The organism is Streptomyces hygroscopicus, assembly GCF_026168105.1.
Lineage (GTDB): Bacteria > Actinomycetota > Actinomycetes > Streptomycetales > Streptomycetaceae > Streptomyces > Streptomyces hygroscopicus_D.
In genome coordinates, this window is sequence record NZ_LBMW01000005.1 from 68505 (window position 1) to 82433 (window position 13929).

Genomic DNA, 13929 nt, shown 5'->3' on the forward strand with positions numbered 1-13929 from the left:
CCCTGTCCGTCCCAACGGTGCTCGACAGCGCCGGGGTTTGAACAGGGTGAGCCCAAAGGAGCATGGAGTGATCTTGAGTCCGTGGACGGGCAGCGGAGTGCTTCTGCAGAGCCGTTGCAGAACGGTGAATCAACGGCGAGGGCGGGAGGGGAGGCGGCCGGTTCTGTTCGGCCGTCTGCTTAGCGGGCGGCGTGGGTGCCGGCGGGAGCAGCGGTGAGCAGGGGGTGCAGTACGCCGGTGCGCAGGTGGGCGACGAGCGGGGTGGCGAGGCGGCCCATGAGGAGGCTGGCCAGGTAGGCGACGGGCAGGGCGAGGAGGGCGGCGCCGATGACGTCGTGGGGGTAGTGGGCGCCGACGTAGATGCGGGTGAAGCCTTCCAATAGCGCGAAGACGGCGGCGAAGGCGGACAGGCGCCGGTCGAGGAGCCACAGGGCTGCCACGGTGGCGAAGGCGGTGGTGCTGTGGCCGCTGGGGAAGGCGTAGTCGGTGCGCGCGGGGCAGACGTCGACGAAGTAGTCGTGCGGCAGCGAGTAGCACGGCCGCACCTCCGCAACCAGCTTCTTGGCCACCTCCGCGACGGCGAAGGCGGCCACCACGGCGACCGGCGCGGTCAGGGCGAGGCTCATCGACCGGGTATCGCGGCGGCGGGCATTCCACCAGCCCATCAGCATGAGCACCGCGAACACCCCCAGGCCGGCGTTGGTCCACAGCTCGATCGGGGTGTTGAGCCACGGGGTGTCGCGGGCGAAGTCGGTGACGGTGGTGAACATCGAGCCGTCGACCGTGGAGCCGTCGAAGGCAAGCTGGACCGCAGAGTGCACTGTCATCAAGCGGGGTCTCCCAAGGTCGGGGCCTGCTGGCGGGCAGCACCCCTGACATCTACAGGTGTGTAAAACTTCAGGGCGGCGTGCGCCGCTCCCGGGGAAGGGGCCTTGGCCGCGCATGCTGCGTCCGGAGGGGGTGGCAGACTCGGCGCGGATGCTTCTACGGTGACGTAGAAGTTCTACCGGACTGTAGACGATGAACGGAAGGTAGCCAAGTCATGAACTCGGGCCAAGGTCGGGGTGAGCGCAGAGCGGGTGGCGCGCTGGAGGCCGAGGTCCTGGCCCTGCTGCAGGCATCCCGGCAGGCGCAGACCCCGGGCGAGGTGCTGCGGCAACTGGGGGACGGTCTGTCCTACAGCACGGTGGTGACGGTGCTGTCGAGGATGTTCGACAAGGGGCTGCTGACCCGCAGCAAGCAGGGCCGCGCCTACGCGTATGTGCCGGTCGCCGACGCCCATGGACTGACCGCGCGGCGCATGCGCCAGGTACTGGAGTCCGACCCCGACCGCGAGGCCGTCCTCTCCCGGTTCGTTGAGGACCTGCCTGCCCGGGACGAGCAGCTGCTGCGGCAGCTGCTCGGTGACCTGCCGGACCAGGGGTGAGCCACGTGGTGATGCACCTGCTGGTCTACGTGCCTCTCCTCTTCCCTGTCCCGGCCGCGCTGGCCGCACGGCCGCTGGCCGAACGTCTGGCGCCGTGGCTGGCCACGTGGTTGCTTGCCGCCTGTGCCCTGGCGCTCGCCGCGCTGAGCTGCGCGGCCCTGGGGGTGCTGGTGGTGGCGGGCGTGGTGCGTCTGCCGCTGGCCGCGCTGGTGGGCGACTGGTCGCTGGCCACGGTGCGCGCGGGAGATTCGGTCTCGAAGGTGGAGGCGGCCATCGCGGGCGTCCTGCTCGCGGCCGCGGCGCTGTCGGGGGTGCGGATGCTGTGGCGCCGGATGCGGGCGCTGGCCGCCGCCGCGTTTGAGGCGGCCTGCCTGCCCGGGCACGGCCAGCTGGTGGTCGTGAACGATACGGTTCCCGACGCCTACGCGCTGCCTGGCCTGCCCGGTCGTGTGGTGGTCTCCACCGGCATGCTGGACGCTCTCAGCGATGTCGACCGCGAGGCCATGCTCGCGCACGAACGCGCCCATCTGGCCTGCCACCACTACGCCTTCGTCGCCGCCGCCCATCTGGCCGCCGCCTGCAACCCGCTGCTGCGGCCCGTGGCCGCCGCGGTCGCCTACACCGTGGAACGCTGGGCGGACGAACGCGCCGCGACCGCGTGCGGCGACCGCCGCCAGGTCGCCCGCGCGGTCGGCAAGGCTGCCCTGGCCACCGCCCACCACCCGGCCCGCCGGCGCGTCCCCGAGGCCGTCCTCGGAGTGCTCGGACGCCGCGGCTCAGCGCTTCACCGCGCCGGCCCTGTGCCACGCCGCGTCGCCGCCCTGCTCGCCGAGCCGCACACCTACTCCCCGCCACTGAACTACCCGATCCTGCCCCTGGCCGCAGCCGCCGCCGTGGTCGGCGCCAGCGCCCTGTGCGCCTTCGCCGCCGCCCACGACCTGCACCTCGTCCTCAAGCTCGCGGGCAGCGGCTAACCAGAGCCCCAAGCCGCCCGATGCCCGAGACGACCAGGAAGGACCCGCCCGTGCCGACCACCGCCCCGTGCCCCGAACAACACTCGGAGCGCGCCCGGCTGTGGCCCCTGTACGCGGCCGGCTTCACCACCGCGTTCGGCGCCCACAGCGTCGCGGCGAACCTGGGCCGCTTCACCACCGGCCACCACCAATCGCTCCTGGTCCTGGGCGGCCTGCTCGCCCTGTACGACGGCGCCGAGGTCCTCCTCAAACCCGTCTTCGGCAGCCTGGCCGACAAGATCGGCCCCCGCCCCGTCCTGCTCGGCGGACTGCTGGCATTCGCCGCCGCCTCGGCCCTGTTCGCCTTCGCCGACAACACCTCGCTGCTGTGGGCGGCCCGCCTGGGTCAGGGCGCGGCAGCCTCCGCCTTCTCCCCGGCCGCCTCGGCCCTGGTCGCCCGGCTCAACCCGGCCGCCAGGCACGGCCGGGCGTTCGGCTCCTACGGCTTCTACAAGAGCATCGGCTACACCGCCGGCCCCCTGCTCGGCGGCGCGCTGGTTGCCGGCGGTGGACTGCCCCTGCTGTTCACCGCCATGACCGCCCTGGCCACCGCCGTGGCCGCCTGGGCGGTTCTTGCCGTCCCAGCCGCACCGCCACTGCCCAAGCCCCGGCAGACGGTGGTCGACCTCGCCAAACGGCTCGGTCAAGGCAGTTTCCTGCGCCCGACCGCCGCACTGGCACTGGCCACCGCGGCCCTCTCTGTCGGCGTGGGCTTCCTGCCAGTCGCCGGAGCCGCCGCCCACCTCGGGCCGGTTGCCACCGGGGCGGCCGTCTCACTGCTCGCGGCCTGCGCGGCCCTGGTCCAGCCCCGGGCCGGAGCCGCCCTCGACCACGGGCGCATCACCACGGCGACGGGCATCAGCACCGGGCTCGCGGTCACCGCCGCCGGACTCGCCGCAGCGATGCTGCCCGGCCTGGCAGGCCTCCTCCTCGCCGCGATCCTGATCGGGGCCGGCACCGGAATGACCACTCCGCTCGGCTTCGCCGCCCTGGCCCAAGCCAGCCCGGCCGAGCGGCTCGGCCAGACCATGGGCGCCGCCGAACTCGGCCGCGAACTCGGCGACGCCGGCGGACCACTCCTCGTCGCCTCCGTGGCCGCGGCCATCACCCTCACCGCAGGCTTCGCCGCCCTCAGCGCCCTGACCGCCACCGCAGTCCTTGCCGTTCGGGTCGGCAACGAGCGCGGCGTTCGCCGGCCCCGGCCGTAGGACTCATCGCCCTCCCTGCCTGCGTCCCTTTCCCTCGTCGCTGAGTCCGCAGTCCCTTCGCCGCACTCGGGCCCACGAGCAAGGCCCGTGCTGTCGAAACTCGTGAGCACTTCGAAACGGCCCCAGCGGCCCAGTGCCTCACAAATCGCGGGGCGCAAGTCCGCACACCGAAAGCCCGTGAGCAGGCATGGCTCGGTGGCCGAGTGAGCCCGCTGCATGTGCGAGGCCCGTCGGCCAGGCGCTCCTGGTCCGGGACGGGCGGAGCGGGCGGAGCGGAGCCGCTGTCCCCCGGTGGGACAGTGATAACTCAGCGCACGATCAGCGTCCCCTTCATGTCCGGGTGGTAGGTGCACACGAAGGGGTAGCTGCCGCTCTTGGAGGGGGCGGTGAAGGTTCCGGACTTTCCGCCGTCGATGTTTCCGGTGCGTTCACCCAAACCTCGACCGTGACAGCGATGAGGCCCAACAGCAACACTGCGGCGGTCGCCAAGGCGGCCTTGCGCCGCCGCCACAGCCGCAGGCGCAGCATCCACCTGCCGATGGGACCCGTGGCAGGGGCCGGGTGGCCCATCCGACAGGAGGATGGGCCCTGCTGCGGGGGCAGTTGGCCGCCCGGCCCGGCCGTCGCCGCCGAGCCGGCTGCCGGCGACCGGGGAAGCGGACGGACGGCGGCCGGCTTTCCGCTGCAGGGCGCACCACGACGACGTACTGAACGCCCTCAGGTGCATCCCTGCGGCAGAGCCTGCCGATGAGCGGCGAGATACCGCGCGCGGGAAGGTGACGACGCGACGCAGGTGGCGGGTTGCCGCGCGGCGGCTGGTCCCACCGGGGCGCATGGGGATGGTCGGCAGCGACATCCCGGGGTTGGAGCGTCAGCGCTACTGCCGAGCGCGTCAGCCGGCGTCGACGTGGTGGGCGAGGGCGGCGTGCGGGTCGCCTCCGTGGGAAGTGTGGTCTGTGTGGACGGTGGCGGCAGTCAGCCGGGGAACGGCATGGATGAGGGCGTGCTCGGCGGCGACGGCCAGGGAGTGGGCCTGGACCACGGTCAGGCAGGGGTCGACGACGATGTCCGCCTCGGCGCGCAGCGCGTGGCCGATCCACCGCATCCTGACCTGTCCGATGCCGAGTACGCCGTCGACGTCGTGCAGGGCCTGCTCGGCGGCGTCGACCAGGGCCGGGTCGACGGAGTCCATCAGCCGTCGGTACACCTCGCGGGCGGCGTCCTTGAGGACCATCAGGATCGCCGCGGTGATCAGCAGGCCGACGGCGGGGTCGGCCCACCGCCATCCGATCGCGACGCCGCCGACGCCCAGGAGGACGGCGAGAGAGGTGAAGCCGTCGGTGCGAGCGTGCAGGCCGTCGGCGACCAGGGCGGCGGAGCCGATCCTGCGGCCGGTGGTGATGCGGTGGCGGGCGACCCACTCGTTGCCGATGAAGCCGACCACCGCGGCGAGAGCGACGGCCCACAGACGGGTGATGTCGTGGGGGTGCAGCAGGCGGTCGACGGCCTCGTAGGCGGCCAGGGCCGAGGAGGCGGTGATGGTCAGCACGATGACGATGCCGGCCAGGTCCTCCGCGCGGCCGTAGCCGTAGGTGTAGCGCCGGTTGGCCGCCCGGCGGCCCAAGACGAACGCGATGCCCAGCGGGACCGCGGTCAGTGCGTCCGCCGCGTTGTGGATCGTGTCGCCCAGCAGCGCCACCGACCCGGAGAACGCCACGATCACCGCCTGGATCACCGTGGTCAGACCGAGGATGCCCAGTGACAGCCACAGCGTGCGCATGCCCTCGCGGGAGGTCTCCATCGCCGAGTCGACCTTGTCCATCGCCTCGTGGCTGTGCGGGGTGACCAGGTGGGCGAGTTGGTGCCGCAGCATCGGCCACCGGCCGCCCCCATGGTCGTGGTCGTGGCTACCGTGCCCGTGGTGGCCGTCGGCGGCGTAGGGACGCGGGTGGCCGTGTTCGCCGTGGCTGTGGCCGTGCGGCTCGTGGGCGTGGGACTGCTCGGTCACGGTGGTCGCACCTTTCGCGGGCCGGGGGCCGGGTCGGACTGGACGCCGACACTGCTACCCCTCCATTATGTGCGTATGAACGCACGCATGCATCTATCAGGTGCACATGCCTCGCAGGAGCCAGACGACCGCGAGCGCCTCGCGGTGGCCGTCGAGGTGCTTGGGCTGCTCGCCGACCGCACCCGCCTGGCGCTCTTGCGACGCTTGGGCGAGGGCGAGGCCGACGTCACGACACTGACCGGGTCCTGTGACGCCACGCGGACGTCGGTCAGCCAGCACCTGTCGCGGCTGCGCCTGGCCGGGCTGGTGACCACCCGCAAGGAAGGGCGCCGGGTCGTCTACGCCCTGCGCCACGGCCACCTGCGCCGCCTGGTCGAAGAGGCCCTGCAGGTGGCCGACCACCGGATCAGGCACCTGCCGTCCCACGACTGAACAGCGGTCGGGGCCACGCTCACGCATCGGCTAGATGGTGATCACGTTGACGACGAAGGATGCGATCGTCGCCAGTGCCTGCACCTGGCCGAAGCGCCGGGTGTCGGCCGGAGGCCGCAGACGGGCGTAGACGGTGATGCTGACGTAGGTGATGACGGGGGCGAGCCAGTCGTTGGCGGAGAAGCCGGGCAGGCCGTCGTCGTTGAGCTGGGGCATGTTGGCCGAGGCCCGCCACAGGAACACCGACAGACCGGCGAGAACGGTGACGGCGCCGAGGTCCACGACGTGGTGGGCGCGGGGGACGCGTGGGAGCCGCCACCAGGCGGCGGCCAGGGCGAGGACGGCGGTGATGGTGGCGGTGAGGGCGATGTGGGAGCGGCTGAACACGGTGGTGCTGGTGGCGAAGGTGTAGGCGAGGGTCATCGCGCTTCCAAGTGCGGTGGGCGGGTTGTGGGTTCAGGTAGCGGTCCGGGGCGCGGCTCAGTGGAGCAGGAGGCCGAGGGCTCCGGCCGCGATGACGACAACGGGTTCCTGGATCTTGAACCGCCACAGCAGACCGAGCGTGACGACCGCGATGACGGCGGTGGCTACGTCGGTGACGGCCTGCCGGGTGAGCACGACGACCGCCCCGCACAGTGCACCGCCGGCTGCGGCGGTGGCGCCGGTCACGAGCGCCTTGACCTGCCGGTTGTCGCGGTGCCTGACGAACCAGCGGCCGGGGACGACCACGCCGACGTAGATGGGCAGGAAGATCGCGAAGGTGGCGACGAGGGCTCCGGCGGGGCCGGCGACGAGGTAGCCGATGAACGCGGCGGTGATCACGACCGGGCCCGGGGTGATCAGGCCCATCGCGACGGCATCGAGGAACTGGGCCTGGGTGAGCCAGTGATGCTGGGCGACCACGCCGTCGCGCAGCAGCGGGACGATCGCCAGCCCCGAGCCGAAGACCAGAGCGCCGGTCTTGAGGAAGAACAGGCCCAGGGACAGCAGCGTCCCACCGGAGGCCGCCACGGCCCACGGCGTGGCCAGCGGCCACCCGACCAGGCTGAGCGCCTTGGAGTCCGGGCCGGTGGCTATTCGGCGGCGGAGCCAGGACCGGTGGGTGGGGCGGGCGTCGAGAAGGATCATCAGCACCCCGGCGCCGACGATCAGGTAGATCGGCTCGCGGCCGGTGGCGGCGGTGACCGCGAAGACGACTGCGCTGATGGCCCAGGCGCGCCAGTCCTTGCCGTCGGTGAGCTTGACGAGCTTGTAGGCGGCGATGGCGATGATGCCCATCACGGCCGGGGCGATGCCGTAGAAGAGCGACTGCACCACCGGCAGCCCGGCGTAGTGGACGTAGGCGGCGGCGACAACCGTGACCAGCAGGAACGAAGGGGCGATGAACGCCAGCGCGGTCGCCGCCGCCCCCCAGGCGCCGCGGCGCAGGTAGCCGACCCACATGGCGACCTGGGCAGCGAGCGGGCCGGGCATGGTCTGGCCCAGGGCAACGCCGTCGAGGAAGTCCTGCTTGGCGATCCAGCCGCGCTCCTCGACCAGATTGCGCTGCATGTAGCCGACCACGGCGATCGGTCCGCCGAAGCCGAGTGTGCCCAGCCGCAGGAAGTACCGCAGCACGCTCGCGAACGCCGGGCCCGGCCCCGCTGCGGTGCTGTCGGCAGGGGGTGTCGGCTGGTCGGACGTGCCCCGCGACGTGTCCGGGGAAACCATGGTTTCACTGTAACCACGGTTTCATCCTTTCATCAACGGCGGAATGAAAGGGCACCGTGGCCCGGCTTGGGAGCGCGGATGAGCGGTCGAGGACGTGAATGCGGGTGGGGGCGGCGGCATTTCTGCTGGTCCTCCCCCGACGGGCGTACCTGGTGCATCGCCGACATGGCCCGCAACGGGGTGTGGGTCCTGGACGGCGACCGGTTCACCCTGCCGACGCTGCTGCCCACCGGCAAGGACGCGCAAGGTCGGCCGGGAGCTCCATGGCCTGGCGGTCCATCCCCAGCCGGGCCGCTATTCGCTCGGCCATACCGGCGTCTTCCGCTGGACGGGGGCGAGGCCGGCCGCGGTGCGGTGTGAATTCGGAGGTTTCCCGGGATGGTTCAGGCGGGATCGTGCCCGAGCAGCAGGCCGCGCTTGAGGTACTCGTACAGGCCGTCGAAGAGCGGGCCGGTCACCTCCAGGGTGCGCTCGTCGGTGCACACCATGGACAGGCCACGCAGGGCGACGTCGAACCCGGGCGCCTCCGGGGCGTCGTAGCGCTGATCGTCCAGGTCCGCCTCGTGGACGATCTCGGCGATCCGCCACAGCACCGGGTCACTCAGCTCGTAGCGGCGCAGGATGGTCTCGAACGTACAGTCCGCGCCGTGGTGCGACAGGTCCACCCCGCGCATGTCGAACGCGGTCGCATCCGAAGGGACCAGCGCCGGGTCGGTGACGAACACGAACTGTGCGTCCGCGTCCAGGAACCGGCGGATCAGCCATGCGCACGCCGCCCGGTCGATGTGCACGCCCGCCCTTGTCGCCCACTTCACGCCCGCACCCCCCGGGTGCCGCTGCGCGGGCCGGAACCCTCGGCCAGCTCCGCCACCGCTACGGCGGCTGCCTCCCGTTCAACCGGAGGGAAGAAGTCCCGCCGTCCGATGCGCCGCATCTCCGCGCGCAGCCTGGCGGCCCCACGTGCCCGCTCGCCGACCGGGCCCGAAGCCAGAGCCGCGGCCTGCTGCGCGACTACCCGGTACTCCTCGGCGCGGGCCTGCCTCATGGACGCCGCGAGCTCGCGCTCCTGTGCCACGCTGCCCGGCCGGGCCAGCCAGATCCCCGCCGACCCGTCGGCCTCGACCACCTCCTCGGCGATCCACTCCAGCTGCTCCCGGGTCCGCGCGTCCGCCGGCAGCGCTACCAGCCCATCCGAGATCTGCGCCACGCCCAGCCGCTTCAGCTTGCGCCACACCGTGATCCGCGGCGTCGAAGGCTCACGCGGCAGCCGGTACGACAGCAGCACCCACGCGCCCGCCGCCTGCTCCGTCACGGCGGCCACCTCCATCTCGTCCGCACACGGCGGTCTTCAACTCCCACCCGAAACGTAACCCAGGTTACGTCGGCCAACCCAGCGACCGCTGCTCGGGAGAGGCCACTGCGCAGGATTACGTGCCCACGGCAGCTACAACGGGACTTCGCCGAGCTGTTCAACGCTTCCAATCCCCGGGGCGGCTGGGCGGTTCCGTATCGAGCGCGTGGTTATGTCAACGTGCCGGGAGGGTGATCCATACGACGGCGCCGCCGTCGGGGTGGTTGGCGGCGCCGTGGCTGCCGCCGCCGGCGCGGGCGATGGCGGCGGTGATGGCCAGGCCGAGCCCGGTGCCGGTGGTGGCGCGGGCGCGGTCGGCCTGGGTGAAGCGGTCGAAGGCGTGGGGGAGGAAGTCGGGCGGGAAACCCTGGCCGTGGTCGCGTACCTCAATGCGGATCTGTCCGTCGCGGCGGGCGGTCACGTCGATGGGGCCGTGGCCGTGCTGCTGGGCGTTGCGGATCAGGTTCGTGACGGCGCGTTCCAGCCGGTCTTCGGGGATCGCGACAGTGAGGCCGACGGGACAGTCGACGGTGACCACGCTGGCGGGTGCGCCGTTGCGGAGGCGGACGGTCACACGACGCAGCACCGGCTGGAGGTCAAGAACGACGACTGCCTGGGCCGCAGTGCCCTGACGGCGGTCGGTGCGAGCCAGGAGCAGCAGGTCCTCGGTGAGCTGGACCAGCCGTACGGTCTCTTCGAGGGCGGAGACGAGTGCGGCGTGCAGTTCGGTGGCGTCGCGGGGGTGGCGCAGGGCGAGTTCGATCTCGGTGCGCAGGAGGCTGAGCGGGGTGCGCAGTTCGTGGCCGGCGTCGGCGACGAAGTGGCGTTCGCGCTCCAGGGCCGTCTGGAGGCGGGCCAGCATGTCGTTGAGGGTGGTGGCGAGGCGGGCGATCTCGTCGCGGCTGGGCGGCACGTCGAGGCGGTGTCCGGGGGTGTCTTCGGTGACGGCGGCGGCCTGGGTGCGCATGCGCTCGACGGGGCGAAGCGCGGCGGCGGCCAGCAGGTAGGCGCCGATGGTCGCCAGCACGAACACGATGGGCAGGGCGGTGACCAGTTCCCGGACCAAGTCGTCCGTGGCCTCTTGCTGTGCTTGGCGGGCGACGCCGGTGGCGGTGCCGTACTCGCTCTGGGCCTCGCGGAAGCGGCTGAGAGTGACGTATCCGGCCCCGGCCAGGACCAGGGCCATTACGGCGGCGAAGATCGCGGTGAGGCGAATGCGGAGTGGGATGCGGTTCATGGCGTGCGGGTGGTGATGCGGCCGCCGTCGGGGCGGATGCGGTATCCGGCGCCGCGGACGGTCTCGACGGCCTGGGTGCCGTAGGGGCGGTCGATCTTGGCGCGCAGGGCCTTGATGTGGGCGTCGACCACGTTGGAGCCGGGACTGGTGCCCAGGTCCCAGCAGTGTTCGACGAGCACGGTGCGGGTCAGGACGGTGCCGGGGCGGCGCAGCAGTATCTCCAGGAGTGCGTATTCCTTGGCGGTCAGGGGGATCTCCTCGGCGCCGCGTCGTACGGTCCGGGTGGCCGGGTCGAGTGTGAGGTCCCCGGCGGTGAGGACGGTGGGGCGTTCAAAGGGGCCTCGGCGGATCAGCATCCGCAGCCGGGCCATCAGCTCCTCGAGGCTGAAGGGCTTGGTCAGGTAGTCGTCGGCGCCGCCGTCCAGGCCGCGGACGCGGTCGGCGACGGCGTCCTTCGCGGTCAGCATCAGCACCGGCAGCCAGTTTCCGCGCCGGCGGAGGGCGGAGCAGACCTCGAATCCGTCCAGGCCGGGCAGCATCACGTCCAGCACCATCGCGTCGTAGGCGGCCACGTCGGTCAGGGTGATCGCCTGGAGCCCGTCGGCGGCTGTGTCGACGGCGTAGCCCTCCTCGGCCAGGGCCCGGTGCAGCAGGTCCCGCATCTTGGGTTCGTCCTCGACCACGAGGATCCGCATGGTGCCTTCCTTCTCCTTCCGCCTCTTACTTCTCCGCGCCGTTCGGCTCCCACGATCCTGGGCGCTGATGAAGCTGTCATGAAGTCACCCGGGTGGGCGTGTTCTTCATGCCACCTTCATCAGCGGCGGTTTGTCTGGCCACACACGCACCATCGACGACGATCTCGACGAGGAGTGGTCATGTCACCCCGTTCGTATGTCAAGCCGGTCGCTGGAACGGCGGCCGCGCTCCTTCTGGTGGCGGGCTCCGGCCTGCTGACAGGCTGCGGCAGCCCTACGAAAGACGCTGCGTCAGGCGGTACGGAGGAGGTCGCGGCCCCGATGGCCGCTCGCGGCCCTGCGCAGCCGCCCGTGCAGACGACCGAGGCGGACTGGAAGCCGGTCGCCGACACCCTCGGCCGCACCGGCACCCTGATGAAGGGCACCGTCTACCGGATCCCGTTGCCCCGCAAGGACCTCACCGTCACCACCCAGGGCGTCACCATCAAGCCCGGCCTCTCCCTCGGCGGCTACGCGGCCTTCGCCAAGTACAAGCACGAGACCATGCTCATGGGCGACCTGGTCGTCACCGAGGACGAACTGCCCAAGGTCACCGACGCGCTGCAGGCCGCCGGTATCGAGCAGACCGCCCTGCACAAGCACCTGCTCCAGCAGTCCCCGGCCATCTGGTGGACCCACATCGACGCCATGGGCAACCCGGTCACCCTGGCCAGGGGCCTGAAGTCCGCCCTGGACGCCACCGCGATCCCGCCCGCCTCGCCGCCCCCGGCCACCCAGCCGCCCATCGCCCTGGACACCGCCGGGATCGACAAGGCGCTCGGCCGCAAGGGCACCGCCGACGGCGGCATCTACAAGTTCTCGATCTCCCGCAAGGACACGGTTACCGACGGCACCCACGTGCTGCCGCCCGCGGTCGGCATCACCACCGGCATCAACTTCCAGCCCCTGGGGGGCAACAGGGCCGCGATCAACGGCGACTTCGTCATGACCGCCTCCGAGGTACAGAAGGTCATCCGTGCGCTGCGCAAGGGAGGCATCGACATCGTCGAACTACACAACCACGCCCTGAACGACCAACCGCGCCTGTTCTACATGCACTTCTGGGCCACCGGTGACGGAGTCACCCTGGCCAAGGCACTGCGCCCGGCCCTCAGCGCGACCGCGACAGCTCCCGCCTCGTGATCAGCTGGGGCCAGATCGGCTACGGCGCCGCGCTGTCGGCCCTCTTCGCAGCCGTCCTCATCGCCGCCGCCCGAGACCGCAGCCGTGCCGCCCTCGCGACCGGCGCGCTCGCCGCGGCCGTCGGGCCCCTGGCCTGGAACGCGATCCTGCGAGCCACTCACGCACAACAGTTCTTCACCGACGCACCCGTCATCGTCTTGCCCATCAGCTGGCAGGACACCGGCTCCGGCGTCTTCACCCTCGCCGCCGCCTCCCTCGGTTACGGCCTCGGTCCGCTGGCCGCCCAGCCGACCCGGACCACCATCCGTTACGCGCTCCTGGCCGCGGTCGCGGCCCTGCTCGTCGACATCTACCTGTACTGACCGTCCGGCCGTCAGGGATCTGTGCAGGGCGGTGGGCGGCAATCCGTCCGGTGGGCAAGCGCCGGTCAGGGCGCCGCCTGCCGCACCCATGGCTTGCCCAGAACCACTTTCGGCCTCATCGTCACCGGCATCGAGCCCTCCATCCCCTATGAGATCGGCGGGGTGCCTACGCTGCTCGCCGCCATAACGGCTCCTCACCCTCCAACCCGGGAAAGCCTGCACATGCCCCGTCGCCTCAGCCCCCGCGCACTGCTGGCCCTCGCCGCCGGAGTGCTCATCGCCCTCGCCGCCGCGGTGACCGGCGTCCTGCTCACCCGAGGCGGCAACCAGCCGTCCAAGGTGGCGCTTCCGCTCCGCCCGGTGAAGGAGATCGCCCTGCCGGGCGACAGCTCCCGCTTCGACTACGCGAGCCTCGACGCGAGCCGGGGGCTGCTGTTCATCGCCCACCTCGGCGCGAGCCAGGTCATCGAGGTCGACGTCCGCGCAGGACGCGTCGTACGGACCATCGACGGCCTGCCCGGCGTCCACGGCGTCCTGGTCGTCCCCGACCGGCACGAGGTGTACGCCACCGCGACCGACGCCAACCAGGTCGTGGCCATGGACGAGGCCACGGGCACCGTCCTTCACCACACCCCCACCGGCGACTACCCCGATGGCCTGGCCTACGACCCGGCACACGGCACGCTGTGGACCACCAACGAGTCCGGCGGCTCGGAAACCGTCGTCGACGCGGCCACCGCAGCCGTCCGCGGCACCGTCCCCCTCGGCGGTGAGGCCGGAAACGTCGCCTACGACCCCACCAGCCGTCAGATGCTCGCCGACGTCCAGACCCGCGACCAACTCGCCGTCATCGACCCGGCGACCCTGCACATCCGCCGCCGCGTCGCGCTGCCCGGCTGCGACCACGACCACGGCCTCACCCTCGCCCCCGCCGACCGCCTGGCCTTCGTCGCCTGCGACGGCAACGCACGACTGCTCACCGTGGACCTCACCACCTGGCACGTCACCGGCACCGACCGGGTCGGTGAGGAGCCCGACGTGCTCGCCTACGACCCCGCAGCCCGCCACCTCTACGTCGCCTCGGAGACCGGCTGGGTCACCACCGCCGACAACAACAGCGGGCATCTGAACGTCACCGGCCGCGCTCACCTCGCCGACGGCGCTCACGTCGTCGCCGTCGACTCCACCACCCATCTGAGCTACTACCCCGTCCCGCACGGCTCCGGCGGGCACCCGGCGCTTCTCGTGTACCGGCCTGGACCGTGACCCCTTCTACTGGGACCACCATCTGGTGTAACCATGGTT

General features: G+C 71.8%; 16 protein-coding genes and 1 pseudogene. 8 read left to right on the forward strand and 9 right to left on the reverse strand.

The window, feature by feature from the left end:
• Positions 1 to 179: 179 nt before the first annotated feature.
• Positions 180 to 827 carry a phosphatase PAP2 family protein gene (locus tag AAW14_RS07355; protein WP_265561157.1) on the reverse strand — a complete coding sequence of 216 codons (648 nt, stop codon included), beginning with the start codon at positions 825 to 827 and terminating at the stop codon, positions 180 to 182.
• Positions 828 to 1042: 215 nt separating this feature from the next.
• Here AAW14_RS07355 and AAW14_RS07360 point away from each other — a divergent pair, with 215 nt between their 5' ends.
• The 3 genes from AAW14_RS07360 to AAW14_RS07370 are packed head-to-tail and all read left to right on the forward strand — an operon-like array spanning position 1043 to position 3647.
• Positions 1043 to 1426, forward strand: a complete 384-nt coding sequence (locus AAW14_RS07360; RefSeq protein ID WP_265561158.1) for a BlaI/MecI/CopY family transcriptional regulator — start codon at positions 1043 to 1045, stop codon at positions 1424 to 1426.
• A gap of 11 nt (positions 1427 to 1437) precedes the next feature.
• Positions 1438 to 2400 carry a M56 family metallopeptidase gene (locus AAW14_RS07365; protein ID WP_265561467.1) on the forward strand — a complete coding sequence of 321 codons (963 nt, stop codon included), beginning with the start codon at positions 1438 to 1440 and terminating at the stop codon, positions 2398 to 2400.
• 50 nt (positions 2401 to 2450) lie between these two features.
• Positions 2451 to 3647: an MFS transporter gene (locus AAW14_RS07370; protein WP_416223264.1), complete on the forward strand. Its 1197-nt coding sequence runs from the start codon at positions 2451 to 2453 to the stop codon at positions 3645 to 3647.
• Positions 3648 to 3954: 307 nt separating this feature from the next.
• Here the strand turns inward: AAW14_RS07370 and AAW14_RS07375 are convergent, their stop codons facing one another.
• Both AAW14_RS07375 and AAW14_RS07380 read right to left on the reverse strand, forming a co-directional pair.
• Complete coding sequence (locus AAW14_RS07375; RefSeq protein WP_265561161.1) at positions 3955 to 4083, reverse strand: cupredoxin domain-containing protein; 129 nt, start codon at positions 4081 to 4083, stop codon at positions 3955 to 3957.
• A gap of 456 nt (positions 4084 to 4539) precedes the next feature.
• A complete protein-coding gene (locus AAW14_RS07380) occupies positions 4540 to 5517 on the reverse strand; it encodes a cation diffusion facilitator family transporter (RefSeq protein ID WP_416223271.1) in 978 nt (325 codons plus the stop codon).
• 213 nt (positions 5518 to 5730) lie between these two features.
• Between AAW14_RS07380 and AAW14_RS07385 the strand changes: the two genes are divergently transcribed.
• Positions 5731 to 6087, forward strand: coding sequence for an ArsR/SmtB family transcription factor (locus AAW14_RS07385; protein ID WP_265561164.1), 357 nt, complete (start codon positions 5731 to 5733; stop codon positions 6085 to 6087).
• A gap of 30 nt (positions 6088 to 6117) precedes the next feature.
• Here AAW14_RS07385 and AAW14_RS07390 read toward each other — a convergent pair whose 3' ends face one another.
• Both AAW14_RS07390 and chrA read right to left on the reverse strand, forming a co-directional pair.
• Positions 6118 to 6510 carry a hypothetical protein gene (locus AAW14_RS07390; protein WP_265561167.1) on the reverse strand — a complete coding sequence of 131 codons (393 nt, stop codon included), beginning with the start codon at positions 6508 to 6510 and terminating at the stop codon, positions 6118 to 6120.
• A 57-nt stretch (positions 6511 to 6567) separates the two neighbouring features.
• Complete coding sequence (gene chrA / locus AAW14_RS07395; protein ID WP_265561170.1) at positions 6568 to 7797, reverse strand: chromate efflux transporter; 1230 nt, start codon at positions 7795 to 7797, stop codon at positions 6568 to 6570.
• Positions 7798 to 7929: 132 nt separating this feature from the next.
• Here chrA and AAW14_RS07400 point away from each other — a divergent pair.
• A pseudogene (locus AAW14_RS07400) lies at positions 7930 to 8122 on the forward strand (hypothetical protein); the annotation flags it as partial.
• A 58-nt stretch (positions 8123 to 8180) separates the two neighbouring features.
• Here AAW14_RS07400 and AAW14_RS07405 read toward each other — a convergent pair.
• From AAW14_RS07405 to AAW14_RS07425, 4 genes are all read right to left on the reverse strand, one after another.
• The gene (locus AAW14_RS07405; protein ID WP_265561172.1) at positions 8181 to 8612 is read right to left on the reverse strand and encodes a chromate resistance protein ChrB domain-containing protein; all 432 of its coding nucleotides are present in this window, start codon (positions 8610 to 8612) and stop codon (positions 8181 to 8183) included.
• Positions 8609 to 9109: a Chromate resistance protein ChrB gene (locus AAW14_RS07410; protein ID WP_265561174.1), complete on the reverse strand. Its 501-nt coding sequence runs from the start codon at positions 9107 to 9109 to the stop codon at positions 8609 to 8611. The genes AAW14_RS07405 and AAW14_RS07410 overlap by 4 nt, the downstream gene beginning before the upstream one ends.
• Positions 9110 to 9323: 214 nt before the next feature.
• Complete coding sequence (locus AAW14_RS39440; protein ID WP_322741017.1) at positions 9324 to 10385, reverse strand: sensor histidine kinase; 1062 nt, start codon at positions 10383 to 10385, stop codon at positions 9324 to 9326.
• Positions 10382 to 11080 (reverse strand): response regulator transcription factor, encoded by a 699-nt coding sequence (locus AAW14_RS07425; RefSeq protein ID WP_265561176.1) that lies wholly within the window; start codon positions 11078 to 11080, stop codon positions 10382 to 10384. The genes AAW14_RS39440 and AAW14_RS07425 overlap by 4 nt, the downstream gene beginning before the upstream one ends.
• A 180-nt stretch (positions 11081 to 11260) precedes the next feature.
• On the opposite strand from AAW14_RS07425, the gene AAW14_RS07430 reads away from it, so the two are divergent.
• The 3 genes from AAW14_RS07430 (at position 11261) to AAW14_RS07440 (ending at position 13890) form a co-directional block, all read left to right on the forward strand.
• Complete coding sequence (locus AAW14_RS07430) at positions 11261 to 12262, forward strand: DUF1259 domain-containing protein (protein WP_265561178.1); 1002 nt, start codon at positions 11261 to 11263, stop codon at positions 12260 to 12262.
• Positions 12259 to 12624 carry a hypothetical protein gene (locus tag AAW14_RS07435; protein WP_265561179.1) on the forward strand — a complete coding sequence of 122 codons (366 nt, stop codon included), beginning with the start codon at positions 12259 to 12261 and terminating at the stop codon, positions 12622 to 12624. Before AAW14_RS07430 ends, AAW14_RS07435 begins: the two co-directional genes overlap by 4 nt.
• A 93-nt stretch (positions 12625 to 12717) precedes the next feature.
• The gene (locus AAW14_RS07440) at positions 12718 to 13890 is read left to right on the forward strand and encodes a YncE family protein (protein ID WP_265561181.1); all 1173 of its coding nucleotides are present in this window, start codon (positions 12718 to 12720) and stop codon (positions 13888 to 13890) included.
• Positions 13891 to 13929: the final 39 nt, after the last annotated feature.